At 72.7% G+C, this 24,483-nt stretch carries 21 protein-coding genes and 1 pseudogene; 7 read left to right on the forward strand and 15 right to left on the reverse strand.

Features of this window, described 5'->3' with window-relative positions:
- Positions 1 to 341 precede the first annotated feature (341 nt).
- Positions 342 to 971, forward strand: a complete 630-nt coding sequence (locus ABD901_RS48290) for a TetR/AcrR family transcriptional regulator (protein ID WP_345139253.1) — start codon at positions 342 to 344, stop codon at positions 969 to 971.
- A gap of 71 nt (positions 972 to 1,042) precedes the next feature.
- Here ABD901_RS48290 and ABD901_RS48295 read toward each other — a convergent pair whose 3' ends face one another.
- The 4 genes from ABD901_RS48295 to ABD901_RS48310 are packed head-to-tail and all read right to left on the reverse strand — an operon-like array spanning position 1,043 to position 4,457.
- Positions 1,043 to 1,615 (reverse strand): DinB family protein, encoded by a 573-nt coding sequence (locus ABD901_RS48295; RefSeq protein ID WP_345139256.1) that lies wholly within the window; start codon positions 1,613 to 1,615, stop codon positions 1,043 to 1,045.
- 5 nt (positions 1,616 to 1,620) lie between these two features.
- Positions 1,621 to 2,604, reverse strand: a complete 984-nt coding sequence (locus ABD901_RS48300) for an NAD-dependent epimerase/dehydratase family protein (protein ID WP_345139259.1) — start codon at positions 2,602 to 2,604, stop codon at positions 1,621 to 1,623.
- 12 nt (positions 2,605 to 2,616) lie between these two features.
- On the reverse strand, positions 2,617 to 3,048 hold the full coding sequence (locus ABD901_RS48305) for a cold shock domain-containing protein (RefSeq protein WP_345139262.1): 432 nt from the start codon (positions 3,046 to 3,048) through the stop codon (positions 2,617 to 2,619).
- 26 nt (positions 3,049 to 3,074) lie between these two features.
- The gene (locus tag ABD901_RS48310; protein WP_345139266.1) at positions 3,075 to 4,457 is read right to left on the reverse strand and encodes an AMP-binding protein; all 1,383 of its coding nucleotides are present in this window, start codon (positions 4,455 to 4,457) and stop codon (positions 3,075 to 3,077) included.
- 215 nt (positions 4,458 to 4,672) lie between these two features.
- Here ABD901_RS48310 and chvE point away from each other — a divergent pair, with 215 nt between their 5' ends.
- The 3 genes from chvE (at position 4,673) to mmsB (ending at position 8,630) form a co-directional block, all read left to right on the forward strand.
- Positions 4,673 to 5,800, forward strand: a complete 1,128-nt coding sequence (gene chvE, locus ABD901_RS48315; protein WP_345139268.1) for a multiple monosaccharide ABC transporter substrate-binding protein — start codon at positions 4,673 to 4,675, stop codon at positions 5,798 to 5,800.
- Positions 5,801 to 5,865: 65 nt separating this feature from the next.
- On the forward strand, positions 5,866 to 7,398 hold the full coding sequence (gene mmsA / locus ABD901_RS48320; RefSeq protein WP_345139271.1) for a multiple monosaccharide ABC transporter ATP-binding protein: 1,533 nt from the start codon (positions 5,866 to 5,868) through the stop codon (positions 7,396 to 7,398).
- Positions 7,399 to 7,406: 8 nt separating this feature from the next.
- Positions 7,407 to 8,630 carry a multiple monosaccharide ABC transporter permease gene (gene mmsB / locus ABD901_RS48325; protein ID WP_345139274.1) on the forward strand — a complete coding sequence of 408 codons (1,224 nt, stop codon included), beginning with the start codon at positions 7,407 to 7,409 and terminating at the stop codon, positions 8,628 to 8,630.
- On the opposite strand, the gene ABD901_RS48330 is transcribed toward mmsB, so the two are convergent.
- Entirely contained in the window at positions 8,627 to 9,370 is a 744-nt protein-coding gene (locus ABD901_RS48330) for an alpha/beta fold hydrolase (protein WP_345139276.1), read from the reverse strand. The two genes, mmsB and ABD901_RS48330, sit on opposite strands and share 4 nt — an antisense overlap.
- A gap of 53 nt (positions 9,371 to 9,423) precedes the next feature.
- Here ABD901_RS48330 and ABD901_RS48335 point away from each other — a divergent pair, with 53 nt between their 5' ends.
- A complete protein-coding gene (locus ABD901_RS48335; RefSeq protein WP_345139278.1) occupies positions 9,424 to 9,831 on the forward strand; it encodes a MarR family winged helix-turn-helix transcriptional regulator in 408 nt (135 codons plus the stop codon).
- Here the strand turns inward: ABD901_RS48335 and ABD901_RS48340 are convergent.
- The 3 genes from ABD901_RS48340 to ABD901_RS48350 all read right to left on the reverse strand — a co-directional run bounded on the left by ABD901_RS48340 (position 9,828) and on the right by ABD901_RS48350 (position 14,967).
- Positions 9,828 to 12,869, reverse strand: a complete 3,042-nt coding sequence (locus tag ABD901_RS48340; RefSeq protein ID WP_345139281.1) for an NACHT domain-containing protein — start codon at positions 12,867 to 12,869, stop codon at positions 9,828 to 9,830. The genes ABD901_RS48335 and ABD901_RS48340 overlap by 4 nt on opposite strands.
- Before the next feature lie 68 nt (positions 12,870 to 12,937).
- The gene (locus tag ABD901_RS48345) at positions 12,938 to 14,263 is read right to left on the reverse strand and encodes a sensor histidine kinase (RefSeq protein WP_345139284.1); all 1,326 of its coding nucleotides are present in this window, start codon (positions 14,261 to 14,263) and stop codon (positions 12,938 to 12,940) included.
- Entirely contained in the window at positions 14,260 to 14,967 is a 708-nt protein-coding gene (locus tag ABD901_RS48350; RefSeq protein ID WP_345139287.1) for a response regulator transcription factor, read from the reverse strand. Before ABD901_RS48350 ends, ABD901_RS48345 begins: the two co-directional genes overlap by 4 nt.
- 71 nt (positions 14,968 to 15,038) lie before the next feature.
- Between ABD901_RS48350 and ABD901_RS48355 the strand changes: the two genes are divergently transcribed.
- Positions 15,039 to 15,641: a DNA mismatch repair protein MutL gene (locus ABD901_RS48355; RefSeq protein ID WP_345139291.1), complete on the forward strand. Its 603-nt coding sequence runs from the start codon at positions 15,039 to 15,041 to the stop codon at positions 15,639 to 15,641.
- A 3-nt stretch (positions 15,642 to 15,644) separates the two neighbouring features.
- On the opposite strand, the gene ABD901_RS48360 is transcribed toward ABD901_RS48355, so the two are convergent.
- Entirely contained in the window at positions 15,645 to 16,280 is a 636-nt protein-coding gene (locus tag ABD901_RS48360) for a hypothetical protein (protein WP_345139295.1), read from the reverse strand.
- A 120-nt stretch (positions 16,281 to 16,400) separates the two neighbouring features.
- On the opposite strand from ABD901_RS48360, the gene ABD901_RS48365 reads away from it, so the two are divergent.
- Positions 16,401 to 17,099 carry a DUF305 domain-containing protein gene (locus ABD901_RS48365; RefSeq protein WP_345139298.1) on the forward strand — a complete coding sequence of 233 codons (699 nt, stop codon included), beginning with the start codon at positions 16,401 to 16,403 and terminating at the stop codon, positions 17,097 to 17,099.
- Positions 17,100 to 17,160: 61 nt separating this feature from the next.
- Here the strand turns inward: ABD901_RS48365 and ABD901_RS59305 are convergent, their stop codons facing one another.
- The 6 genes and pseudogenes from ABD901_RS59305 to ABD901_RS48395 all read right to left on the reverse strand — a co-directional run bounded on the left by ABD901_RS59305 (position 17,161) and on the right by ABD901_RS48395 (position 24,375).
- Positions 17,161 to 17,388, reverse strand: a complete 228-nt coding sequence (locus ABD901_RS59305) for an alpha/beta fold hydrolase (protein ID WP_380132848.1) — start codon at positions 17,386 to 17,388, stop codon at positions 17,161 to 17,163.
- Positions 17,385 to 17,954 carry an alpha/beta hydrolase gene (locus ABD901_RS59310; protein WP_380132850.1) on the reverse strand — a complete coding sequence of 190 codons (570 nt, stop codon included), beginning with the start codon at positions 17,952 to 17,954 and terminating at the stop codon, positions 17,385 to 17,387. The genes ABD901_RS59305 and ABD901_RS59310 overlap by 4 nt, the downstream gene beginning before the upstream one ends.
- 91 nt (positions 17,955 to 18,045) lie before the next feature.
- Entirely contained in the window at positions 18,046 to 18,279 is a 234-nt protein-coding gene (locus tag ABD901_RS48380; protein ID WP_345139301.1) for a hypothetical protein, read from the reverse strand.
- A gap of 109 nt (positions 18,280 to 18,388) precedes the next feature.
- Positions 18,389 to 19,168, reverse strand: a complete 780-nt coding sequence (locus tag ABD901_RS48385; protein ID WP_345139304.1) for an MBL fold metallo-hydrolase — start codon at positions 19,166 to 19,168, stop codon at positions 18,389 to 18,391.
- A 63-nt stretch (positions 19,169 to 19,231) separates the two neighbouring features.
- Positions 19,232 to 22,180, reverse strand: coding sequence for a galactose-binding domain-containing protein (locus ABD901_RS48390; RefSeq protein WP_345139307.1), 2,949 nt, complete (start codon positions 22,178 to 22,180; stop codon positions 19,232 to 19,234).
- A gap of 85 nt (positions 22,181 to 22,265) precedes the next feature.
- Positions 22,266 to 24,375, reverse strand: a pseudogene (locus ABD901_RS48395) (rhamnogalacturonan lyase family protein).
- Positions 24,376 to 24,483: the final 108 nt, after the last annotated feature.

Here is a 24,483-nt window from a genome sequence, read left to right on the forward strand (position 1 = left end):
TGCAAAACCGGCGTCCAGCAGCCCGAAAAACGCGTGATCGTGGAGAGAAAACGCCGGCCGACCGGCGGCTGCCGCCGGCCGCGGGCCGCGACTGCGGGGTCGGCCGCGCGCGAGGGGCCACGCCAGCCGGCTGATGCGGCCGCGGGCCGGGCGTGCGGGGTGACCGTGCGCGACAGGCCACGCCGAGCCGGCCGCCGGGCGGCGCGCGCTGGGTCGACCGTAAGCGAGGGCCACGTCGACGGTGCGCGACGGGCCACGTCGACCGTGCGCTACGGGCCACGTCGAGCCGGCTGAAGCGGCCGCGGCCATAGCGGCGGGCGGCGGGTGCGAGGATTCCAGTCATGCCGCCCCGCCGACGTGAGGAGACGCCCGCCGTGCCCGACGGCCGCACCCGCCGACGCGACGACACCAAGCAGCGGCTGTACGAAGCCGCGATGGAGCTCATCGCCGAGCACGGGTTCTCCGCCACCACCGTCGACGACATCGCGGTCGCGGCCGGGGTGGCCAAGGGGACCGTGTACTACAACTTTCCCTCGAAGAATGCGCTCTTCGAGGCGCTGCTGCGGCACGGGGTCGGGCTGCTCACCGCGGACTTCCGGGCCGCCGTCGCGGGGGCGGGGACGCCGCCGGAGCAGGCGGTGGGGTTGATCCGGGCCGAGCTTGCGTACATCCAGCGGCACCGGTCGTTTGCGCAGCTGCTGCTGTCGGAGATGTGGCGGACCAACCGGGAGTGGCATCAGACGTTGCAGCTGCTGCGGGGCGAGGCCATCGGGGTCATTGCCGAAGTGCTGCGGCGCGGGGTTGACGAAGCGTACTTCGACGCTCAGCTTGACGTGCGGATGGCCGCGGCCGCGCTGTTCGGCGTTTGTCTCGTGGTGGCGGTCGACTGGCTGGTGTTCGAGCCGGATCGGACGTTGGAGTCGGTGCAGGAGTCCCTGATCGCCGTCATCCGAGCCCGAGTGGGGATCTAGGAAAGGGCCGCGCGCCCGAGCCTTATCATGCTTGACCCTACACCACGCCGCCAAATTGGCCGGGTGCGTCGCTACCCAGCGTTGCGGGCTATCTGCTCCAAGTGTTCGCGGTGTGCTGCCAGGCGTTGTTCGTCCTGGGACGGGAGGTTGCTGGTCGTGGGGCGCCAGCCCGCGGCGCCGTCGATGAGCTCGCGCAGGATGTCGGCCTGGCCGGTGTGGCGGTCGGTTTCCGAGACGAGGCGGACCAGGACCAGGTGCAGCGTCACCTCGTTGCGGGCAGGGTTCCACCACGGGACGTGGCCCGTCGCGTCCAGGTCCAGGGCGTCGATCGTCGCGTCGGCGTGGGACCAGACCCGTTGGTAGAGGCCGACGATGTCGTCGCGGGACTCGGTGGCCGTCGCCCACATGTCGGCGTCGGGCTCGGCGTCCTCGGACAGCCAGGGCATCGGCTCGGGGAACGGGCGGCCGAACGTGGCGCCCAGGTAGCCGGCCTCCACGCCGGCCAGGTGCTTGATCAGGCCCAGCAGGTTGGTGCCGGTCGGGACCATGGGGCGGCGGATGTCGTACTCCGACAGGCCGTCCAGCTTCCAGACCATGTTCTCCCGGCCGGCCTGGAGGTACTCCTTGAGAACCGCCTTGAGCATGCGAGTCAGGCCACGCGGTAGCGGGCGACGAGGTCGTCCATGACCTTCTCCAGGCGCTCGTCCACGACCTGGCGGGCGGGGTCGGCGTCGAACCAGTCGACGATCTCACGGGCGCCCTGGTGGAAGGGGATCGTGGCGACGTAGTCGGGGACGAGGGCCTTGACCTTGGCGTTGTCGAAGACCATCGAGTGGGCCTTGTCGCCGAGCAGGCCGGCGCCCCACTCCGCGTCGGCGGCGGCGATCGCGTCGGACGGGACGTGGACGATCTTCGCGGTGACGCCCAGGGCGGCGGCCAGGTGCTCGGCGATCTGGTTCCACGTCAGGACGTCGTCGCTGGTGATCTGGAAGACGTCGCCGATCGCGCGGGGGTGGCCGAGCAGCGGCACGAAGGCGCGGGCGAAGTCCTCGTGGTGAGTCAGGGTCCACAGGGAGGTGCCGTCGCCGTGAACGACGATCTCCTTGCCGGCGCGCATACGGGCCGGGACCGTCCAGCCGCCGTCGAAGGGGACGAGGGTGCGGTCGTAGGTGTGCGACGGGCGCACGATCGTGGCGGGGAAGCCCTTGTCGCGGTACACCTTCACGAGGAGGTCCTCGCAGGCGATCTTGTCGCGGCTGTACTGCCAGAAGGGGTTGCGTAGCGGGGAGGACTCCACGACCGGCAGGCGGGCCGGCGGGGTCTGGTAGGCCGACGCGGAGCTGATGAAGACGTACTGGGCGGTGCGGCCGCGGAAGAGCTCGACGTCGGCGTGGACGTGCTCGGTGGTGAAGGCGACCCAGTCGACGACGGCGTCGAAGGTGTGGCCGGCGATCGCCTCGCGCACGGCGGCGGCGTCGCGGATGTCGGCGTGCAGCACCGTTGCGGCCTCGGGCAGCGGGCGCTGGCGGGACTCGCCGCGGTTGAGGACGTAGAGGTCGATGCCGCGCTCGACGGCCAGGCGGGAGCAGGCGGAGCTGATGATGCCGCTGCCGCCGATGAACAAAACCTTCATGCAGTCCTCAACTCAACTCTCGACCCAGCCGTGGCTGCGGGCGAAGCTCACCAGGTGCTGGCGAGCCTGGGCGATCTGGCTACCCGTCAACGAGGGGACGTGCTGGATGAGCAGCTCGGTCACCTCGGCCGTGAACTCGCGGCTGGACAATACGTCACAGAGGCCGTCGTCGTCGGAGCCGGCGGGCGTGGCGGCGGGGGCGAACGGGGAAGCGGTGGCGCGGGAGTGGCGGGACGGCACGTCGAGGATGCGCACGGAGGCGACCTTCAGGCCGCGCTCGCCCTCCTCGACCTCGTACTCCACCCGCATGCCGGGATGGACCAGATGCCGTTGCTCGCCGAAGTCGTTGGCGTGGACGAATACGTCCTCTCCGCCCGCGTTCGGCGCGATGAACCCGTAACCCCGGACCTCGTCGAACCGCAGAATCCTGCCCGTCTCCACCACGAACCACCACCCACAGAAAGTCTGGCCTACAGCATAGGGCCCGCCAGCCGCTTCTTCTGCACCTTGCCCATTGCGTTGCGTGGCAGGACGTCCAGGAAGTGTACGGCACGTGGCCGCTTGTGGACGGACAGGTGCGCGGCGACGAAGTCGATGAGCTCGCGCTCGGCGACGGCCGCTCCGGCGATCACGACGAAGGCGGTCACCGCCTCGCCGAGGTCGGCGTCCGGCACGCCGATGACGGCCGCCTCGCGCACCGCGGGATGCGCCAGGAGCGCGTCCTCGACCTCGCCGGCGCCGATGCGGTACCCGCCGCACTTGATGAGGTCGGTCGATGCGCGCCCGACGATGCGGTGCCAGCCGTCCGGCGCGATCCGGGCGAGGTCGCCGGTGCGGAACCAGCCGTCGGGCGTGCGCGGTTCGCCGGGGATTCCGCGGTACCGCCGCAGCAGCATCGGCCCGTCGACCCACAGCTCGCCGATGGCCTCGCCGTCGCGGGGCGCCTCGGTGCCGTCCTCGGCGACGATCCTCGTGCGCACGCCGGCGACCGGCACGCCGACCTGACCGGGGCGGCGCTCGCCGTCGGCGCGGCTGCTGACGGTGATGAGGGTTTCGGTCATGCCGTAGCGCTCGACGGGGCGGTGTCCGGTGAGGGCGTAGAGGCGCTCGAAGACCGGCGCGGGCAGCGGAGCGCTGCCGGAGACGAGCAGCCGGGCGGGGCGAAGGGCGCGGGCGGCGGCCGGCTCGGCGCAGACCCGCGACCACACGGTCGGCACGCCGAAGTAGAGGGTGCCGCGCGCGGCGGCGTAGGCGGCGGGGTGCGGGCGGCCGGTGTGCGTCAGGGAGCAGCCGTGCCGCAGCGCGCCGAGGACGCCGAGGATCAGCCCGTGGACGTGGAACATCGGCAGGCCGTGCACGAGGCGGTCCTCGGGGGTCCAGTCCCACGCCTCGGCGAGCGCGTCCAGGCCGGCCTCGACGGTGCCGTGCGTGAGCTCGACGCCCTTGGGTGCTCCGGTGGTACCGCTGGTGTACATCACGAGCGCCACCGCCTCGGGCGCCGCGGCGGCGAAGGTCGCGCCGGACGCCCGGGCCACGTCGACGGGCACGGGGGACGCGAACGCCTCGGGGCGGTTGCCGAGCGTGACCTCGGCGCCGCTGTCGCGCAGGATGTGCTCGCGCTCGGCCGTCCCGGCGTCGGCGGGCACCGGCACGACCGCCGCGCCGGACATCAGTGCGCCGGTCACGGCCACCACCGTCTCCAGCGTCGGGGTGGCGTCCACGGCGACGGTCGCGGCGCCGCCGACGTCGCCGGCGACCGCGGATGCGGCGCTGAGTAACCGTTCTGCCGACAGAGAGCGACCGGCGACGGATACTGACGGTGCATGGGCGAGCAGACCCTCCAGCAGGCGCATGGGCCTAATGGTCACACGCGTGTAGGGTGCGCAGAACGGCCAGATCACGATCGGTCTCGTCGTCTTGACACCCCTCTTTGTGAGCGTTAACACTGTGGCGGCAACGCCCCAGCAACAAAGTCAACGCCCCAGCAACAAATTCGAAATCGTGTCGGTGGCAGCGTTAACATCCCGGCTGGCCGCCGGCCGCTGCACGCTGCCCTGAGGGGAGAAGCATGAAGTTTGCACGCATCGCCGCGGCGACGGTCGGCCTCGCGGTCGCCTTCAGCGTGACCGCCTGCGGATCGAGCGAGAAGACCGCCGACAAGGACGCCAACGCGACATCTGCCGCGGGCGCGCTGATCGGCGTCACGATGCCGACCAAGTCGTCGGAGCGCTGGATCGCCGACGGCAACAACGTCAAGGCCGCCCTGGAGAAGCTCGGGTACAAGGTCGACCTGCAGTACGCGGAGAACGACATCCCGACGCAGGTCAACCAGATCGAGAACCAGATCACCAAGGGCGCCAAGGTCCTGATCATCGCCTCGATCGACGGCACCGCCATCACCACCCAGCTGCAGGAGGCGGCGGACAAGCACATCCCGGTCATCGCCTACGACCGGCTGATCCGCAACTCGCCGAACGTGGACTACTACGCCACCTTCGACAACTACAAGGTCGGCGTCCAGCAGGCGACCTCGCTGCTGGTGGGCCTGGGCCTGAAGAAGGAGGACGGCTCGGACGGCACCGCCACCGGACCGTTCAACATCGAGCTGTTCGCCGGTTCGCCGGACGACAACAACGCCACCTTCTTCTTCAACGGCGCGATGGACACCCTCAAGCCGTACATCGACAAGGGCACGCTCGTGGTCAAGAGCGGCCAGACCGACTTCAAGACGGTCGCGATCCTGCGCTGGGACCCGGCGACGGCCCAGAAGCGCATGGAGGACCTCATCACGAAGACGTACAACGGCGGCACCAAGGTCCAGGGCGTCCTCTCGCCGTACGACGGCCTGTCGATCGGCATCCTGTCGGCGCTGAAGAGCTCCGGTTACGGCACCGCCGGCCAGCCCTACCCGATCGTCACCGGGCAGGACGCCGAGGTCGCCTCGGTCAAGTCGATCATCGCCGGTGAGCAGTACGCGACGATCTACAAGGACACCCGCAAGCTGGCCGAGGTCACCGTCAAGATGACCGACGCTGTGCTCAAGGGCGGCAAGCCCGAGGTCAACAACACCAAGGACTACGACAACGGCAAGAAGGTCGTCCCGTCCTACCTGCTCGACCCGGTTGTGGTGTACAAGAGCAACTACAAGTCGATCCTCATCGACGGTGGCTACTACACCGAGGACAAGCTCAAGTAACGGCGCACCGCTGGGGGCTCCCGCGCGCGGGAGCCCCCAGCGGCAACCTTGAGGAAGAGAACGGCATGACCGAGGCGCTCCTGCAGATGCGGGGCATCACCAAGACGTTTCCCGGCGTGAAGGCCCTGGACGACGTCAACCTCACCGTGCGCCGCGGCGAGATCCACGCCATCTGCGGGGAGAACGGCGCCGGCAAGTCGACGCTCATGAAGGTCCTCTCCGGTGTGTACGGGCACGGGACGTACACCGGCGAAATCCTCTTCGAGGGCGAACCCTGCCACTTCGGCGGGATTCGCGACTCCGAGCGGCGCGGGATCGTCATCATCCACCAGGAGCTCGCGCTCATCCCCTACCTGTCGATCGCCGAGAACATCTTCCTCGGCAACGAGCGGGTCGGCCGCGGCCTGATCGACTGGAACCGCACGAACGCCGACGCGGCGGCGCTGCTGGACCGGGTCGGGCTGCACGAGAACCCGGTGACCCCGGCGATGGACATCGGCGTCGGCAAGCAGCAGCTCGTCGAGATCGCCAAGGCGCTGTCCAAGGAGGTGCGCCTGCTGATCCTCGACGAGCCGACCGCGGCGCTCAACGACGAGGACTCCGCGCACCTGCTCGACCTGCTGCGCGGCCTGCGCGACCAGGGCATCACCTGCGTGATCATCTCGCACAAGCTCAACGAGATCGAGGCGATCGCCGACTCGACCACCATCCTGCGCGACGGCCGCACGATCGAGACCCTCGACATGCACGTGCCGGGCGGCGTCAGCGAGGACCGCATCATCGCGGGCATGGTCGGGCGCGACCTCGAGCACCGCTTCCCGCCGCACACCCCGAGCATCGGCGAGGAGGTGCTGCGCATCGAGGACTGGACGGTGCACTCGCCGACCCAGCACGGCCGCCGGGTGGTGTCGGGCGCGTCGCTGACGCTGCGCGCCGGCGAGATCGTGGGCCTGGCCGGGCTGATGGGCGCCGGGCGCACCGAGCTCGCGATGAGCGTGTTCGGGCGCGCCTACGGGGTGGGCATCAGCGGGCAGGTGTACAAGAACGGCAAGCCGATCGCGCTGCGCACCGTCGAGGAGGCGATCGAGCACGGCATCGCCTACGCGACCGAGGACCGCAAGCGCTACGGGCTGAACCTCATCGAGGACATCCAGCGCAACGTCTCCGGCGCGGCGCTGTCGAAGCTGGCCAACCGCGGCTGGGTCGACGACAATCGTGAGTTCCAGGTCGCCGAGAACTTCCGCGGCAGCCTGAACATCAAGGCGCCCGGGGTCGCCACCACCACCGGGACGCTCAGCGGCGGCAACCAGCAGAAGGTCGTCCTGGCCAAGTGGATCTTCACCGACCCGGACGTGCTCATCCTCGACGAGCCGACGCGCGGCATCGACGTCGGCGCCAAGTACGAGATCTACACGATCATCAACCAGCTCGCCGACCAGGGTAAGGCGATCCTCGTCATCTCCTCCGAGCTGCCCGAGCTGCTCGGCATCTGCGACCGGATCTACGCCCTGTCCGCCGGTCGCATCACCGGCTCCGTCGAGCGCGCCGAGTTCTCCCCGGAGCGCCTGATGCACTTCATGACCAGGAACAAGGAGTAACGCCCCCCATGACCACAGTGGTAGAGCCCGCGGTCGAGCCGACCGTCACGCCACCGACGCGGTTCTCGGTGAACCTGCGCCAGAGCGGCATCTACATCGCCTTCGCCGCGATCGTGGTGCTGTTCGAGATCCTGACCGAGGGCTCGCTGCTCGAGCCGCAGAACATCTCGAACATCGTCGTGCAGAACTCGTACATCCTGATCCTCGCGATCGGGATGATCCTGATCATCATCGCCGGGCACATCGACCTGTCGGCCGGCTCGGTCGTCGCCGTCACCGGCGCGATCTCCGCCGTGCTCATGGTCAACCTCGACGTGCCGTGGCCCCTCGCCATCGCGGTGACCCTGGCCGCCGGCGCGGTGATCGGTGCGTGGCAGGGCTTCTGGATCGCGTACTTCGGCATCCCCGCCTTCATCGTGACCCTCGCGGGCATGCTCGTGTTCCGGGCGCTCACCATGACGGTCCTGGGCAACCAGGGCATCGGCCCGTTCCCCGACGACGTGCGCACCCTGGCCAACGGCTTCACGCCCGGCTTCCTCAACAACGTCGGCCTCGGCGCGCTGGGCGGCGCCGACCTGTTCACGCTGCTCGTCGGCCTGGCCGCGGTGGCCGGCATCGTCGTGGTGCAGTGGCGGGCCCGCCGCGGTCGCGTGGGCTACGGCCAGCAGGTCGACACGATGCCCGTCTTCGTCGCCAAGATCGCCGGCGCGGCGCTGGTGCTGATGTTCATCGTCGTGCAGCTCGCCCGGTTCAAGAACCTGCCGTGGGTGCTCGTGCTGCTGGCGGCGCTCGTGCTGACGTACACCCTCATCTCGCAGCGCACCGTCTTCGGCCGGCACATCTACGCCGTCGGCGGCAACCTGCAGGCGGCGAGCCTGTCCGGCGTGAAGGTCAAGCAGGTCACGTTCTGGATCTTCGTGAACATGGGCCTGCTCGCCTCGATCGCCGGCATCATCTTCGCCGGCCGGCTCAACCAGGCCGGCCCGACGGCGGGCAACCAGTTCGAGCTCGACGCGATCGCCGCGGCGTTCATCGGCGGCGCGGCCGTGCAGGGCGGCGTCGGCAAGGTCGTCGGCGCCATCACCGGCGGCCTCATCATGGCCGTCATCAACAACGGCATGTCCCTGATCGGCTCCCCGTCGGAGCGCGTGATGCTGGTCAAGGGCCTGGTCCTGCTGGCCGCCGTCGCGTTCGACGTGTGGGCCAAGCGCCGCGCGGGACGCAGCCGCTAAAGACCTTCCTCGGGTGTCAAGTGGAAAGTGAGGGGGTGGGCCGCCTTCGGGGCGTCGGCGACCCATCCCCTCACCACGTCCAGCAGCCCGTCCGGGTTCTCGATCTGCGGCAGGTGCCCGGTCCTCTCCAGCACCACGAACCGCGCACCCGGGATCGCCTCGGCAAAGGCCCGCCCATAGTCGCTGTCCGCGATCCCGTCGCTGTCTCCCCACACCACAAGAGCCGGATTCGGTACCCCCTGTAGCCGCGCCAGCAGCGTCGGGTCCACCATGGACGGCTCGCCCGCGTACACGGCGAGGGCCGTTCGATTCCCCGCCATCCTCGCCGGGTCGACGGCGAACTTCTGCGGCTCGTAGTAGCTGGCCGCCGCGATCTGCGCCGGCGTCAGGTTGAAGAAGTCGGCGACCGGATGCCCCGGCACCTCGACCCCGACCGCGTCGACGAGCACGATGCGCGCGACCCGGGGCGAGCCGAGCAGCGCGAGCTCCGCCGCGATCCACCCGCCGATCGAGTTCCCGATGACGGTCACGTCCCGGACGCCGAGCTCGTCGAGGTAGTCCCGGTAATGCGCGGCGAGCGCGCGAACGCTGTCGATGTGCGCGGGCCGCTCGGTCCCGTCGAACCCCGGGTGGGTCGGCGCGAGGACGCGCGCGCCCGCCTCGGCGGCGAGCCGCTCGGCGAACGCGGCAACGGACTGCGGCCCGGCGCCGCCGTGCAGGAGAAGATAGGTCTGCGTCATATCAGGAACCTTATATCAGCATAGTGATATCAGCAACCTGATACAGTTCCGTCATGACGAGGGCACTGTCCGAGATCGGCCTGTCGATCAAGCGCCTGCAGATGCGCCACCACCGGGAGGCCAACAGCGCCCTCGCCCCGCTGGGCGTGAGCCTCGTGCAGTGGGACGCCCTGCGCCACCTGCACCGCAACCCGGACGCGTCGCTGCACGACTTGGCCCAGTTGACGTTCCAGACCGACCAGTCCTTCGGCACCCTCGCCGCCCGCATGATCGACCGCGGCCTGATCGAGCGCGTCCCGGGCCCCGGCCGCGCGATCCGCCACCGCCTGACGGACAAGGGCGACGCCCTGCGCGAGGAGGGCCAGCGCGTCGTGGAACAGGTGCTGACGGACTCCTTCGCCGCCCTGAGCGAGGAGCAGCTCGCCGCCCTCGACGAGATCCTCCTGCGGCTGCTGCCCTAGCGGCCCGCGTTGCGTTCGAGGTAGGCGTTCACGGTCGCGTTCTGGGCCGGGGTGGTCTGGCTGCAGTTGACGATCCGCACCAGCCAGACGGTCATCCGCTCGGCCGGCAGCCGGTCTGCGTATGCGATGAGCAGCGCGAGGGCGAGGTCGATGGCCCGGGCCGCCTCGGGGTGCAGGCCCTCGCCCCAGCCGTAGCCGGTGACGGCGCGGACGAGCCGTTCGCACGCCGCCTCGAGGTCGCCGTCCGGGCCGGCCGTGGCCACCCACGCCCGCAACAGGCTGTGGGCCACCGACTCGGCGTCCTGCGGCCCGTGCACGACGAAGCTCGTCAGTGAGGGCTCGGACCAGGCGCGCAGCGGTTCGAGGGCGTGGCACAGCAGGTCCTCGTCGCCGTCGGAGCGCAGGGCGACCGCGACCACCGCACGGTCCGCCGAGGCCGCGCCGTTGAACCCACTGCCGGGGTCCATCGCCCACACGTCCGACCCCGGGCCATAGTGCTGGTTCCAGTAGGCGTCGAAGCCGGCCGGGTCCGGGCCGTCGTCGAGGCGCAGCCGCAGGTCGCGGCGGCCGCTGGCCCGGCCGCGCCCGGCCCGCAGGGCCTCGGCGTGGCGGCCGCCGGCCCAGCCGCGCCGGGCCCGCAGGGCCTCGATCACGCCCAGCCACTGCTCGCGGCCCAGGGCCGACTGCCATCCGTGCGCGGCCCGGCCGAGCCGCTCCGCCGGGTCGTCGTCGCCGGGGAAGAGGTCGGCCGCCGACACCTCGGGCCGGGCGCACGCGGCCAGCAGGACCAGGTTGAGGCCGTAGCGGACCAGCCGGTGACCGGCGGGCTGCGGCACCGGCCGGTACGGGTGGTCGGGCACGTCGAGGCGGGTCGCCGCCAGCCGGAACGCCCGGCACAGCCAGTCGTACGCGGCCGGGTCGAGCAGCGCCGCCGCGAAGCCCAGGATGGTCGCGCCCTGCCCGGTCAGCGGCGCGTGGCCGAGCAACGCGTAGAGCAGGTCGTCGTGCGGTGCCGCCGGGCGCAGCGCCGACGTCCCGGCCGCGTCGCGGGCCAGCGCGTCGGCGACGATCCGCGCGACGAGCCGGGCCGCGAGGAAGTCGCCGAACGTGGCGTGCAGGAACTCGTACGTGTGCCGCTCCCGCTCGTGCACCACGGCCTGGGCGCGGTGCACGAAGAAGAACCGCGCGAGGGCCCGCTCGCCGGCGGTCTGCGCTTCGGTGAACCCGGTGTCCGGCGCGGCCGGGCCGGCAAGGTCGAGCTGCCCGAGGTCGGCGTCGAGCTCGTCGGCCGTGGCCCACTGCCGGTCCCGGTTGAGCATCGCGAAGGCGACGACCGACAGCCGCAGCAGCTCCGCCTCGACGTCGCCGGGTCGCGGTGCGGGGCGCTCCTTGCGCACCTCGCGCTCGGCGAAGCTGCACAGCAGGCGCTCGTACAGCGCCGAGCGGGTCAGGCGGGCGTCGTCGCCGGCCTGCAGGGCGTTGTCCTGGCCGTCGTACAGCGCCAGCATGAACAGCAGCAGCGGCTGGGCGGCCAGCTCCGGCCAGCACAGCACCGTGGCCGGGCCGAGCGGCCGCACGCCGCGCCCGGCGAAGGTCTCGGCATTGGCTCGGTTCCACACGGCCAGCCAAGCCTCGATCTGGGCGTGGTCGAAGGGCTCCAGGCGCACGACCGTCGCGCCGTCGGGCAGCGGCGCCCGGTTGGCCACCGCGACCCGGCTGGTGACCAGCACGGCGAGCGGCCGGCCGAGGGCTGCCTGCTGGCGCTGGAACTGCGCCGCCCGCAGCAGGTAGTCCGAGCGTCCGACGCCGGTGGCCTGCAGCAGCTCGTCGAGGCCGTCGAGCACCACGACCGGCAGCGCGCCCGCGGCCGCGCGGGCCACCTCCGGCCACGCCACGCGCTCACCGGTGGCGAGGCGCACGGCGGCCTCGATCTGGTCCTGGACGTCGGCGTCGGCGGGCACCTCGCGCAGCGGCACCCGGATCGCCATGAAGTCGCCCTCGCCGAGCCGCGCGCCGAGCATCCGGGCCAGCGCCGACTTGCCGGACCCCGGATGCCCGAGCACGAGCATCGGCGCCGCGGCCGCGTCCGGCGTGAGCAGGTGGGCGGCGACGAACCGCAGCAGGTCCTCGCGCGCCGGCAGGCCCTGCCACCACTCCTCGTTCGCCGGGTTGTCGGTGCGGCCGCCCGCGCGGACGAGGAACCGCGGCGTCACGTAGCTGTCGCGCAGCGACGGCACCACGCAGCCGGTCGTGTCCTGCTCATCGCCCGCGACCGGCCGCTCGACGTCGGCGCGGTGCGCGGCCTCGATCAGCCCGCGCAGCGCCGCGCGCTCGCGTTCGGGATCGAGTGCCGACAGGATCTCGCCCAGCGCCGCGTCCTTGGCATCGGCGTCGGCCCGCCAGACCCACATCCCGAACTCGGCAACGTCGGCCGCCAGTCGCAGATAGGCGGCCTCGTAGCACTGCGCGGCCCGGCCGGGCACCACCTCGGTCAGGGCGCGGCGCACCCATCGCCGGCCGGTCTCGTCGAGGGCGTCGGCCAGGCTGAGGCCGAGGAGATGGCCGTGCAGGCGGGCGGCCACGCCGGCGTACCACCGGACGAGGTGTTCGAGGTGCTCGGCGAAGGGCCGGAGCGGCCCGGGTGCGGGGACGTCGGCCTCGAGCAGCGCCGCGAGCCAGCCCTCGCCGCGCGGGCCGCCGGCCAGGGCCGCCTGGTCCTCGCGCGTCAGCTCGATGTCCGCGGCCCGGATCGGCAGGCCCAGCTCGTCGAAGCCGTCGAAGAACGCGGTGACCACGAGGATGGCGTGCGCCGCCTCGAGCCGCCGCGAGCGGTCCAGCCGAGACACGCCGGCCGAGCGGTCCCGGATGCGCGCCGCCGCGGTCTTGGCGATCCGGGTGGCCAGCGACTTCACGTCGAACAGGCTCGGCACGCCGGCGGCGCCGGCGAGGCCGGACACGGCGGTGCCGATCGCGGAGGCGGCGGGGGAGTCGCCGGTGAGCAGTTCGACCGCGTCGGTGTAGCGCAGACCCTTCGCCATGGGTTCGATTGTGCTCGATCACGCCGGCCCGGCGACGACCGTGTGCGCGAAGGCCGCGGCCGCGGCGGTCACCGGACGACGCGGCGGGCGGCGCGGTGCGGGGGAGGTCCGTCCACGGGGGCGAACGGGTCCAGCTCGATCGCGATGCGGGCGCCGCGCAGCGGGCCGCGCTCGATGACCAGGCGGCCGCCGGAGGCCTCGGCGACCCGGCGCACGATGTCCAGGCCCAGGCCGGTGGAGCCGGCGCCGCTCGCGCCGCGGCGCAGCGCCCGGTCCGGGTCGGCGATGCCGGGCCCGGCGTCGTCGACGATGAGGCCCCGCGCGGAGACGTGCACCTCGAACGCCGTGCCCTCGGCGGTGTGCTGGAAGACGTTGCCGAGCAGGCAGTCGACGGCCGAGACGAGGTCGGACTCGGCGACCGGCACCCACACCGGCTCCCGCCCGCCCGTCACCCGCCACGGCCGGTTCTGGTCCTCGGCGAGCACCGACCAGAACGCGAGCCGGTCGGCGACCACCTCGACGAGGTCGTTGCTCTCGGGGCTGCGGTCGGCGGCCGAGCGGCGCGCCGCGGTGATGATCTGCTCGATCTCGTCGTCGAGGGCGTCGAACGCCTGGCGCATCCGCTCGCCGATCGGGCCGGGCGGCATGGCGTCGGCGTCGAGGCGCAGCGCGGTCAGCGGCGTGCGCAGCCGGTGCGAGAGGTCCGCGGCGAGCTCGCGCTCGGCGTCGGCGAAGGCGACCATCTGCTCGGCCATGCGGTTGAAGCTGCGGGCCGCGTCGCGCAGCTCCGGCGGGCCGTCGGGCTCGACCCGGGCGTGCAGGTCGCCGTCGCCGAACGCGCGGGCGCCCTCGGCGAGGCGGCGGGTGGCCCGCACGATCTGCGCGCCGAGCCGGTCGGCGACGAGCGTGGAGCCGGCGACGAGGACCACCGCGAGGCCGGCGAGGGCCAGCCAGGCTGCACCGACGCCGCGGCTGAGGTCGCCGTCGGAGACGTATACCTCCACGACCGCGGTCCGGTCGCCGTCGAGCACGACGGTCTGCAGGTAGGCCACGCCGCCGGGCGCGTTCGCGGTCAGCGAGCGGCGCTGCCGGACGGCCCGGTCGACGTCGGCGGGCACGGCGTGGCTGGTGCCGACGGTCGGCTCGCCGACCAGGTGCACGGCGAGGCGTCCGGACTGCCCGGCCGGCACGGTGGCGACGGCCCGGTCCAGCGAACCGGAGCCGTTGCCTGGCACCGAGGCGAGCGCGGCGACCATGGCGTCGGCCTGGTAGCGGGCCTCGGCCAGGGCGCGGTCGTGCGCGATCTGCTTGGTGACGTACGCCAGGGGCACGAGGAACGCCAGTGCGATCATCGACGTGATCGCGAACGACAGGCGCATCAGGGCGCTCCTCATGGCTGCGCCTGGTCCGGGTCGACGAGCATCACCCCGACGCCGCGGAACGTGCGCAGGTAGCGCGGGGCGGTGGCGCTCTCGCCGAGCTTGCGCCGCAGCCACGACACGTGCACGTCGATGGTCTGGTCCTCGCCGGAGCTGTCCGGGCGCTGCCACACCTCGGTGAGCAGCTCCCGGCGGCTCACCACGCGGCCGGCGCGCTGGGCGAGGTACGACAACAGGTCGAACTCCTTCTTCGTCAGCTGCAGCGGCCGGCCGTTGATCGACGCCGAGCGCTGCTGCGGGTTGACGTACAGGGCGCCGATGGTGACCCCGGCCGGCGGCGCGGCCGGGCCGGGCGTGCCCTGCCCGCGGCGCAGCACCGCGTTGATCCGCGCCGACATCTGGGCACTGGAGAACGGCTTGGTGACGTAGTCGTCGGCGCCGGCGTCGAGCAGACGGATGATGTCGCGCTCGGAGCGGCGGGCGGTCGCCACGATGACCGGCGCGTTGGAGATGCCGCGCAGCATGCGCAGCACGTCGAGGCCGTCCATGTCCGGCAGGCCCAGGTCGAGGATGACCAGGTCCGGCGGGTCGGTGGCGATGACGCGCAGGGCTGACCCGGCGTTGCCGACCGGGCGCACCACGTGCCCGGCGTCGGTCAGCGCCCGCGACAGCGCACCGGAGACGGCGACGTCGTCCTCGACGAGCAGGATGAGCGGCATGGCAACACGCTATCGCCACCGGTCCCGATCGGTGGTTCGGACCCGCACGAGCCGCGTGAGAGGATCGAGGCATGCGGGTTCGTCGAGGTGCGGTGCCGGTGCTGCTGTGGTGCCTGGCCACCGCGGCGAGCATCGGCGTGGCGTCCCTGGCGCTGCGGCCCGTGCTGCGCACCGCCGTGCCCGACGACTCCGTGCCGGCCGCGGTCGACGAGCAGGGCAACCGCGAGGCCGTCACGCAGACGCTGCCGCCGCAGCTGACCGGGCCGCCGCCGGCGCCGACGATCGTCGCCGATCCGTCCTCGGCGTTCTGGCCGCCCTCCAGCGCCGCGCCGACGCACGGCGCGGCCACGCCGAGCACGGCGGCGAAGCCGACCACCGGCACGCCGGCCCGCATGGTCGACGGCTGGACGGTGACGAGCGGCGCCGACGGCGTCGACGTGTACCTGCGCTCGTTTCGCTCCGACGGCGGCGACGCCGTGATCCGCATCCGGGCCGGCGTCGTCTCGCTCGTCACCGCCACGCCCCGCGACGGCTACTCCGTGTCGCAGGCGCAGACCGAGCCGAGCCGGTTCGTCGTGCAGTTCGTCGCGACGGGCGGCGGCGCGGCGTACCTCGTCGACTGCATGTGGTGGCAGGGCGCGCCGCACGGCGAGGTCACGCGGATCGGCACCTGAGCGTCACGACGCCGTCTGCCGCTGCAGCCGCCGCCGGGTCGCCACCCGTGACACCGCGCCGCCGACGCCGAGCACCAGCACGTAGACCACGAAGAGCGGCACCACGATGCGGGCCGCGGTCGCGACGCCGTCCTTCGGGTCGACGTACGCCGCCGGCCACCACCGGATCTCGTCCGCGCCGGCGCGGTACACCTCGACGGTCTCCCCGGCGGAGTGCACGTCGCCCTGCTGGTCGCGCTGCGACAGCCGGTAGGAGACCGGGCGGCCGTCGGGGTCGGTGAATGTGTAGGCGTGCGTGTCGCAGACCCGCCGCCCCGCGTCGAAGTCGTAGTGGTCGTGCGAGCAGTGCTGCTCGGCGACGGTGACGGTCAGGCGGGGCCGCTGCTCGAAGTGGTGGATGCCGGCGAGGTACACCGACGTCGTGAGCGCCCCGATCGCCAGCGGCAGCCCGGCGAGGATCGGCCACGGCCGGCCCGTGAACGCCCCGAGCGTCGCCGTGACGACCACGCCGCCGATGAACGCCGCCCCGAGCGCGATCGACAGCCGCTCGTCGAGCAGCACGAACCCGAGGGCGTAGGAGCCGAGCCCCCACAGCGCCGCGAAGACGAGCACGATCGGGACACGCAGGAGCCGGTTCACATGATCCATTCTCCCTTATATCGCGGTTAAAAGTGTTATTCGCAGATGTCGAAAATCATCGGAACAACTTAATGCGCAGCTAATAGATGTGGTCCCGCGCCGGGCCTTACGGTCGAGGGCGTGAGCAGCGCGACCCCGGGTGGCGAGGAGCACATCAACGGCTCGGCCGTGGCATTGTCGAGCGCACCGCCGGAAACCGAATCGTCACCGGCGGTCGCCGATCCGCCGGCGCCCGAGGAAGAGGAACAGCACAGTCACCTTTGGCGGCGCCTGTTCGCCGTCGCGGTCGTGCTCGTCGCCGCGTTCGCCGTCGTGGTGCTGTGGGCGCGCCCCGCGCACGAGCCCGTCGCGCCGCCGCCGCCCGGCACACCGGATGTCCTGAGCGCGCTCAACCCGACCGACCTCGCGTTCCTGCAGCTCATGATCTCGCTCGACAACAGCGCGCTGCCGCTGTTCGAGCTCGTCAGGGACGATCCCGCGTTGCGCGCCACGGTCGCCGCCGGCGCCGACGGGCACCGCAATGAGCTCGTCGCGCTGCGGGCCGCGCTCACCGCCGGCGGCGGGATCGAGAATCCGACCGAGCACGCCGGGCACGACCTGCCGGGCATGGTGCTGGACGCCGACCTCGCCGTGGTCCGCGACGCACCGGCCGACCAGCGGGCCGCGAAGGCGACCGCCGCGCTGCGCGAGCACCTGACCGGCACCGTGGCGCTGGCCACCTCCGAGGGCAAGGCCGGCTCCGACCCGGCCACGAAGGCCACCGCCGCGCAGATCCTCGAGGCGCACACGAAGCTGCTGGCGTCGCTGCCGACGGTGTGAGCGGGCTCAACAAAAGGGTGGCCCGGGGAGGGATACGACGCCCTACCCGGGCCATCCTTTGCTACCTGGCGTGCCGCAGCGCCCAGTCGAGGGCGTAGTCGGCGACCTGCTCCCAGCCCGGCTCGGCACAGGTCCAGTGCGAGCGGCCCGGGAACTCGTGGAAGTCGGTGACCGTCCCCGGCGCCTTGTAGTGGTTGGCGTTGGACTGGTTCACCGACGGCGGCATGATGTGGTCGGCGCCGCCGGCGATGAACAGCAGCGGCGCCCGCCGCTCGTTGTGGAAGTTCACCCACGTCTCCTGCTTGCCCGGGGTGAAGTTGGCCAGCAGCCCGTAGGCCCAGACCCAGCTGCCCGGCGCCGGGATCGCGTAGCGCTCGTAGGCCGCCCGGGCCTCCGCCTCCGGCAGCGTGTTGGTGAACGCGTAGTGGAACTGCTCCGCGGTGAACCCGGCCGCCTGGTGCCGCTTCGCCGGGTTGTTGAGAATCGGGAACAGCGACTTGATCTGCGACGGCGGCGTGACCCGGATGCCCTCCGGCGGCGCCGAGTCGATGACCACGCCGGCCGCGCCGTGCCCCGGTCCATGAGCAGCTGGGTCAGCGTGCCGCCGAACGAGTGGCCCATGAGGATCGGCGGCTCCGGCAGCGCGGCGATGACCTTCTCCAGGTGCGCGACCGTCTCGGGGACGGTGGCCGTCGCGATCGGCGTCGGGTCGGCCCGCAGCGCCTCGACCTCCACCTCGAAGCCCGGGTAGGCGGGCGTGACGACGGTGTGGCCCTTGGCCTCGAAGTACGGCACCCAGTGCTCCCAGCTGCGCGGGGTCACCCAGAGGCCGTGGATCAACACGATGGTGCTCATGCGTCGAACTCCTTCAGGAACGCGAGCGGGTCGTTGCCGAGCCGCTCTTTGTGGGTGTCGGTGATGCCATGCGGCGCGCCCGCGTACGCGATCAGGCGCGCGCCCTCGACGGGTTGGCCGGCGCCAGGACCTGGTAGCCGTCGCGCAGCAGCGCACAGGCGACGTCGTTCCAGCCGGAGGCGTCGGCGAACGCGCCGTGCATCAGCACGACGGTCGGCTTCGGGCCGCTCGGCCGCGTCTGCGCTGACGCGTCGCTCGCCCCGATGAGGGCCCCGGCGCCGACGGCCGCGGAGCCGGCGATCAGTGTTCGGCGGGTGGTAGGCATCGTCGGTGGTTCCAATCAGCGTGGCTCGTCGATGTGACGCCACCACCCTGCGGGAACCGGACCCGTCCGAGCATCGGTAGGTTGACGGTCGTTGCCGCCTGCGTACTGCCTATCTGGGGTTGCGCAGCGGCAGCCAGTGCAGGCGCTCGCCGAGGCCGTCGGGCGCGGCGGCGAACGCCCGCTCGACCGCCTCGCGGCCCTGCGTGAAGTGCGACCAGCCCTCGTAGTGCACGGGGATGATCGTGCGCGGGCGGACCAGGGCGCACAGCCGCACGGCCTCGGCCGCGGTGAGGCTGTAGTGCAGGCGCCCGGTGAGCGGGAAGCGGACGGCGCCGAGGTGCAGCAACACGGTGTCGACGGTCATCCGGGCCGGCACCTCGCGGACGCCGCCGAAGAGCACGGTATCGCCGGTCATCCAGAACACGCCGTGCTCCTGGGCGTCCCAGCGCAGCGCGAAGCCGACGACCGGGCCGGCGATCGGGCGGCTCAGCGGCGGCCCGTGCCGGCACGGCGTGGCGGTGACCGTGATGGGCCGGCGGTCGGGCGCCTCGAGCGTGGTCTCCTCCCACGGGCGCAGCCCGCGCGCGTTGCCGCCCAGGCGCCGGGCACCGGCCCGTGTCGTCACGACGACGAGCGCCCGGCCCAGCAGCGCCCGGCCGCGATCGTCGAGGTTGTCGGCGTGGTGGTCGTGGCTGAGCAGGACCGCGTCGACCGGCCCGATCTCGTCCGGGTCGAGCGCCGGCCCGGTCCGCTTGCGGGAGCTGGTGCCCCACCCGAACGAGTAGCGCCGCCCCGGCGGGTCGAACGTCGGGTCGGTGAGAATGCGCCACCCGGCCAGCTCGAGCAGCGCGGTGGGTCCGCCGATGTGCGTCACGCGTACGTCCTTCACGCGCCCAGGTTGCACGCCGGGGCCGCCCCGCGCATCAGTACGTTGACTGCGTGCGGCGAGCGCTCAGCCCTTGTACACCTCCAGCGCCGACAGCTGCCCCGCCCCTTGCACGCTGTTCGACGTGAACACCACCCGCACGTACCGCACCGGCCCCGGCGGCAGCGCGACCGTCACCCGTTGCCCCGAGTCGTAAGAAAAGGTGTACGTCGCCGCCGGCACCAACGGCCGGAACTGCTTGTCGTCGGTGCTGCCCTGCACCTCGATCCGCTGCGTGCGCGCCGGCCACGCCGCCGACGGCGGCAGCCGCAGCACGGCCCGCCGCACCTCCATCGCCGACCCGAGATCCACCTGCACCCACTGCGGGAAGTTGGTGCGGCTCTCCCAGTACGTCATCGCGTTGCCGTCGGCGACGTTCCCCGACCCGTACACGTCGGTGTGCCCGCTGTCCCGCGTGGGCCTGCCTTGCGCCAGGTCCACCCCGTCGCCGAGGTTCACCTGCGTCGGGCTCGGCGCACTGCTCGCCGCAGGCGCCCCGGCCGACGCCCCGGCGGCCGGGGCACTCGGCGACCCGGACGCCTGCTTCGCCGAGGCCGACCCCGAGGCCGCCGCGCGCGACGCCGGAGCGGAGCCGCCCGTCCCCGTCGCCGACGCGCCACCCAGCGCCCCCGGCAAGAGCCCAGGTTCGGCGCGCGTCTGCCCCGAGGCCGCGTTGTCGTCGTCGCCACCGCGCGCCCAGGCGACCGCAACCCCGACCCCGAGCAGCACCAGCACCACAACGCACGCCGCGGCCAGCAACAGCCGGACCCTCCGCCGTTGCCGCTTGGGCGCCAGGCTCGTCGCCGCGGGAGCGCCGGCCGTCGCCGGCAGCAGCTCGGCCGCCCGGTACGCCTTCGCCCGCCCCGCCGCCTCCGCCGCATCCCCGGGATGCCGCTCGGCGAGCTCACGCGCGGCCGCCAACCCCCACGGTGTGGCATCCCCGGCGACCCGAATGTCCACAATAGCCGGAATGTCCGTGAGCACGGCCGTGAACAGCGCCGACACGGGCGGCCACAGCAGGTCGTTGATCTCCAGCCCCGCCGTGCCGACGACGACCCGATAGCGCCCGTCAGCGTCGAACGCCGCACCCGATTCGCGCTCCGCAGGCGCCGCACTCGCGGCCGACGGCGCTTCCGCCCTCGTGGCCGACAGCGGTTGCCGGGCCGTGGCCGATAGCGGTTCCAGCGCCGCGGCCGGTGGCGGCTGCTGGGTCGTGGCAGGTGCCGGTTGCGAAGTCATGGCCGGTTGCGGGGCCGCGGCCGGTGGCGGTTGCAGGGTCGTGGCCGGCGGTGGCTGCAGGGTTGTGGCAGGTGGTGGCTGCAAGGTCCTGGCCGAGGGCGGCTCGGGGGTCGTGGCCGATAGCGGTTCCGGGGTCGCGGCGGCGGCCGCGCGGCGCGGCGAGAGGTCGATGGTCAGCTCGACGACCTGCGGCCCGGCGGCCTCGGGGGAGCGCGGCGCCGGCACCTCCGCACGGCCGCGAGCCGGCGGCAGCGGGCCGGACGGCTCCGCCGTGAGCCCGCCGCCGGACAGCCGGACGAGCCAGCCGAGTTCCATCGCGTAGGTCGCGGGGCCGACCGGGCGCAGGGCCGGCTGCGGCGGCGAGGAGGCCAGCACCTCTTCCCGGCCGCCCGGATGGCACAGCAGCAGCCAGGCCGGCTCGGCCCAGACGGGCAGGCCCGCCCCGTCGAGCGCATAAACGACGGCGTCGCCCGACGGTGAGTGCAGCGGCACGCCGTTGACGAGCCGCACGGCCTCGCCGAGCTCGCTCGCGGCGCCGAACGCGGCGGCCCGCCCGGCGCCCTGCCCCGGTGCGAGCGGCACCACCTCGACGGCGATGCGAGCGGCGGGCGGCAGGGCGCGCAGCGCCGCGGCGAGCGCCGTCGCGTTGACGGTTGCGTCGAGCAGCAACCGTGGGCGCTCCGGATCGACCGAAACGGCGTCCGCCAACCGGGGCGCCGACTCGGACTCCGCGCCACCGAGCGGCGAACCGTCCGTTGCCGAGTCGCCGGCCGACAGCAGCCAGCCTGCGGGGATCGGGCGGGCGTTGAGCGGCCACTGCGTGTGTTCCGGCAACAGTGACTGCCAGGCCGGTGCGGGCCAACGCGGGCCGGCCGCAACCCGCCGGCCGCCCGGCGTGTGACGCCACCAGCCGCCGGGAGCGAACAGCATCCCGCCGGGAGCGACCCAGACCGGCCCGTCCGGCGCGAACACGGGCAGACCCACCGCGCCGGCCAGCTCGGCCGCCGCATCGTCGCCGGCCCCGAGCAGCACCAGCCCCTCGAGCCCGTCGAGCCCTGCGTCGAGCCCCTCGCCGTGCCCCGCACGGCCATCGGCCGGGATCGAGTCCAGTTCGGCGCCGCCGGCCGGACGCGGCGGGGCCGGCGGTGCGAGGTCAGCCGGACGTGGCGAGGGCCGCGGCCCGAGGTCAGCCGGAACGGCTGAGGGCGGCGCGGCCAGGTCGGCCGGACGTGGTGAGGGCCGCGGCCCGAGGTCAGCCGGAACGGCTGAGGGCGGCGCGGCCAGGTCGGCCGGACGTGGTGAGGGCCGCGGCCCGAGGTCAGCGGGAACGGCTGAGGGCGGCGCGGCCAGGTCGGCCGGACGTGGTGAGGGCCGCGGCCCGAGGTCAGCCGGAACAGCTGAGGGCGGCGCGGCCAGGTCGGCCGAACGTGGTGAGGACGGCGCGGCCAGGTCAGCCGGACGTGGTGAGTGCGACGGTGCGAGGTCGTCCGGCGGCGACGCCGGGGCCGCGGCCGACGAGAGCGGGCGCGTGTGGGCGCCGATGCGGCGCCGGCCCGGCAGGTCCGGGGGCGGGCGCAGGCCGCGCAGCACGAGCGGCCCCAGCTCGGTGGGCGCCACCGCCGGCGACACCACCACCGCGAGCCAGCCCGCCGGCATCGGCACCGTCGTGGTCGTATCGCCGATCAGCAGACAGCGGTCCACCCGTCGCGGGGTCGGCGCATTCGGCTGCTCGGTCACCCCGGCACCCTACCGCGCACCGCCGACATTTCCGCCGACCCGCCGCCACCGCGTACACGCGCGGTGACGGCGAGTCCACCTACCGTCAACGCACGTAGATGACGGGCTGCTTCGGGGCAGCCATCCCGGAGCCGATGAAGTAGGACGGGTGCGGGGGCTGGTTGTACGCCGTGTTCTGCCACGCGATCGCCTCGCGGTACTGGCAGTCGTGCATCAGGGTGTACAACTTCGTCGTGGTCGGCGTCGTGGTGCTGTAGATGCGCAGCTCCGTGTTGTCGCTCGTCGGCCACACGACCTCCTCGCGCCAGTCGCCGAACAGGTCGGCCGACAGCGACGGCGTGGACTTCGTGCCGTTGTTGGAGTGCACGTTCGACGCGGTGAGCAGGCGCGTGTCGCCGCTCGTGCCGTACTTGTCGATGTGCGTGCCGTCGAGCAGCTCGCGGGTCGTGTCACCGTCCCACCAGACCACGAAGTTCGTCGAGCCGGGCTTGCGCGAGGACACCACCGTGCCGTGCGTGTCGCGCAGGCCGTCCGCCGCCGCCGACCAGCTCTCGGCGCCGGGGCTGCCGGACCAGATGTCGTCGGACACGCCGCGGCCGTTATCGCCGTTGGGGGAGGTGGTCCACAGCACCTGGCCGGTGCGCGCGTCGGCCATCCACGACGAGGGCTTCGAGCCGTCCTCGTCGACCTTGAACTCCTCCAGGCCGGGGCGCGCCGGGTCGAGGTCACCGACGTGCAGAGCGTCGCCGTGGCCGTTGCCGGTGTTCCACAGGCGGCCGCCGTTGTCGTCGACGGTCATCGCGCCGTAGACGATCTCGTCGCGCCCGTCGGCGTCGACGTCGGCGATCGCGAGCTGGTGGTTGCCCTGGCCCGCGTACGAGCTGTTGCCGGAGGCGTTGCTGTCGAACGTCCAGCGCTTCGTCAGCGAACCGCTGCGGAAGTCCCAGGCGGCGATGACGGTGCGGGTGTAGTACCCCCGCGCCATGATCAGGGACGGGCGCTTCCCGTCGAGGTAGGCCGTGCCAGCCAGGAACCGGTCGACGCGGTTGCCGTAGCTGTCGCCCCAGCTGGACACCGTGCCGCGGGGCGGGTCGTAGTTCACCGTCGACATGGCGGCGCCGGTCTGGCCGTTGAACATGGTGAGGTACTCCGGGCCGGACAGGACGTAGCCGGAGGAGTTGCGGTAGTCGGCGTTGGCGTCGCCGATGACCCGTCCGGTGCCGTCGGTGGTGCCGTCGGCGGTCTTCATCGCGATCTCGGCCTTGCCGTCGCCGTCGTAGTCGTACACCTGGAACTGCGTGTAGTGCGCACCGGCCCGGATGTTGCGCCCGAGGTTGATCCGCCACAGCCGCTGCCCGTTCAGGCGGTAGGCGTCGACGTACACGTTGCTGGTCACCCCGGACTGCGAGTTGTCCTTGGAGTCCGACGGGTCCCACTTGAGCACGACCTCGTACTGCCCGTCGCCGTCCAGGTCGCCCACCGACGCGTCGTTCGCGCTGTAGATCGAGCCGGGGGGACTGGATCGGCACGTCGAGGTACGCGCCGCCGGTGAAGCGCAGCGAGGCCGGCGACGCCGCCTGCTCGGCACCGCCGACGACCGCGCGCACCGTGTACGAGGCGTCGGCGGCGGCGCCGCTGTCCAGGTAGTTCGTCGAGTTCGTCACCGTGGCGACGCGGGTGCCCGCGCGGTACACGTTGAAGGACGTGTCGAGGGCCTCCGTGCCCAGCAGCCGCCAGGAGACGAGGTTGCCGCTGCCCGATCGCACCGAGATCAGCCCGCGGTCGAGGTCCTCCATCTGCCGGCCGTTCTCACCACTGGGCGGCGGTGAAGTCGTCGTCGGCGGCGCGGAGGTCGGCGTCGTGCCACCGTTGCACGCCACGCCGTTGAGGGCGAACGCGGTGGGCACGGGATTGGCGGACGTGAAGGATCCGTTGAAGCCGAAGGATACGGTACCGCCCGTCGCGATCGACGCGTTGTAGCCCGCGTCGGCCGCGCGCACCGACGTGCCGCTCTGCGTGACCGTGGCGTTCCACGCCTGCGTCACCGCCTGGCCGCTCGCGAACGTCCACGTCAGCGCCCAGCCCGCGATCGGGTCGCCGAGGTTGGTGACGTCGACGCTCGCGCCGAAGCCGCCCTGCCACTGGTTCGTCACCGTGTACGTCACGCGGCACCCGGCGGCCGCCGCCGAGGCCATGTGCACGGCGTACGTCGCGCCGACGCCCGTCGCCAGGATTGCCGCCGAGGCGGCCACTGCTCTTCGCACGATCCGCTCCTCATCCGCAGGTGCCCGTATCGGGCGGAC

Source organism: Dactylosporangium darangshiense, assembly GCF_039537565.1.
GTDB classification, from domain to species: domain Bacteria; phylum Actinomycetota; class Actinomycetes; order Mycobacteriales; family Micromonosporaceae; genus Dactylosporangium; species Dactylosporangium darangshiense.